2 protein-coding genes and 1 pseudogene are annotated in these 1886 nt (G+C 45.2%); all 3 read right to left on the bottom strand.

The genetic code is table 11. The features are described 5' to 3' along the window. Positions 1-6: 6 nt before the first annotated feature. Positions 7-714 (bottom strand): peptidylprolyl isomerase, encoded by a 708-nt coding sequence (locus ACTIE6_RS13295; RefSeq protein ID WP_439557099.1) that lies wholly within the window; start codon positions 712-714, stop codon positions 7-9. Positions 715-719: 5 nt separating this feature from the next. Further along, on the bottom strand, positions 720-1334 hold the full coding sequence (locus ACTIE6_RS13290) for a hypothetical protein (RefSeq protein ID WP_439557098.1): 615 nt from the start codon (positions 1332-1334) through the stop codon (positions 720-722). 98 nt (positions 1335-1432) lie between these two features. Then, positions 1433-1886, bottom strand: a pseudogene (locus ACTIE6_RS13285) (BamA/TamA family outer membrane protein); the annotation flags it as partial.

Raw genomic sequence — 1886 nt, 5'->3', positions numbered from 1 at the left:
GCTAAATCAAGCCTCGTATTTCCAGCCGTATTTTCTTGTAATCTTCTTCTTTTTCATGTTTTTGACAGAAACCTTCATCGAGATATCTTTCTCCGGCCGGTCTCTTTCATTTTTATCAACAGAGGCAATCTTGTCGATTACTTCCATTCCGTCGATCAACTGACCGAACACAGTATAAGAACCGTCCAAATGCGGGGTACCTCCCACAGTCTCGTATACTTTCCGCTGTGCGTCGGTAAGCTTGCGGGCTGCCCGTGAGGCTTGCTTATCCAGATCGTCTTTACTCCATTTCCGACCTTCTACCACATAAAACTGACAGCCGCTTGATTCTTTTGCGGGATTGTTATCGCGGGCTGCAGCCAATGCGCCCTTCTGGTGAAACAGTTTCGGGCTGAATTCAGCGGGTATCCGGTACCCGTTTTCCCCATTGCCCAGGTTATCGTCAGGTTTGGCATTTTTCGATTTGGGATCGCCTCCCTGGATCATGAAATCATCGATTACGCGGTGGAAAAGTACGCCGTCGTAAAAGTTTTCCTTGGCAAGCTTAATGAAGTTGGCTTTGTGTTTCGGGGTTTCGTCAAACAGGATAAAACGCATTGTACCCTTATCGGTCTCAATGGTAACTACCTCGTCTTTTTTAGATTTCTTTTGAGCAAATGCATGAACAGACAGCAGACACAATGCTGCCAGGATAATCGAATTTTTGGTCTTCATAAATGTTAGTTTGCAGCCAGTACGTTTTTATTTGCCGGGTAAAACTGGAATTTCAACCCGTAATCTTTGCCTTCGGAAACATCTTCCATGTTCACGCGAACAGACTTTCCATTCCAGAAAATCTTCTTAGGCTCCTCTTTCGGGGCGCCCTGACTTTCTGTATAATAACTCTTTCCTGCACGCCAAAGCTGTTTTGTCGCCTCCGGGCTGTTCAGGTAAACGTCAACGGTAATCCGGTTAACCTTCTTGTCCTTATCAAAAAAATACTGAACGTCGATTGTTTCAAGCCGGCTCGTTTCGTGCGTGTAGCCCAGGTGATCGGGTGTTTCTTCAAACATTTCAAACGTCTCGGCAGCTTTGACTTTCGCTACCGGATCTCCGAATGCAACTCCTCTCAGTACAGTTTGCTCATTATCGTCGGCAGACCCGAGAATGGTATCCAGAAGCTCCGACTGGTCACTGTTAAGGTCCGGTTGTGACGGTTGTTCTACAACTACGGAATCTGTTGCGGCTTCGGATTTTTCATTTGTCTTGGTATCGCAACCAACCATTATGATCGCCAGAAGCATAATGGTGGTCCAATAAGTACAATATTTCATGGGCGTAAACATTATTTTCATTCGGTCAGGTTAAATGTGCGGTTAAAATAGTCGTGCCTTGGTCTGTGTTTTTGCGGCTCAATGCAATTTAGTGATAAATACAAATTCCGGAAATGGGCCTAAAATTCTCTCGAAACATTGAAAAAGAACCGGCGCTCGCCTTTTGCATTCAGTGTGATATTGAACCTGGTTACAATATTATAAAAAGTTACCACGTCCAGCCCCGCGCCTGCACCATATAGCATGGAATTGCCAAGCCTCGTGTTGCTGAATTCAGGATAACTGTTTTTAACATAGCCGGCATCTGCAAAAGTATTGATATAGGCCGCCAGTGGAATGGTGTTAAACTGCCTGATCGGAATGAACTTTAAATGTTTTTGAACAGAGAACAGGCGGTATTTCAATTCATTTTTGAGAAGCGCATAATCCTGCCCGTCTACCACGTACAGCTCATAACCCCGCACCAGGTCGTTCCGGTAACCAAGTCCGATTGTTTGCAGGTAAGGTTGCTTTTTCGGAAAAGATACCCTTCCTCTCACACCGCTGTTGAAGTAGAAATTCTTGCCCAGAGGG

It is taken from the genome of Dyadobacter sp., assembly GCF_051859145.1.
GTDB lineage: Bacteria > Bacteroidota > Bacteroidia > Cytophagales > Spirosomataceae > Dyadobacter.
This window is presented reverse-complemented; position numbering and strand designations above follow the sequence as displayed.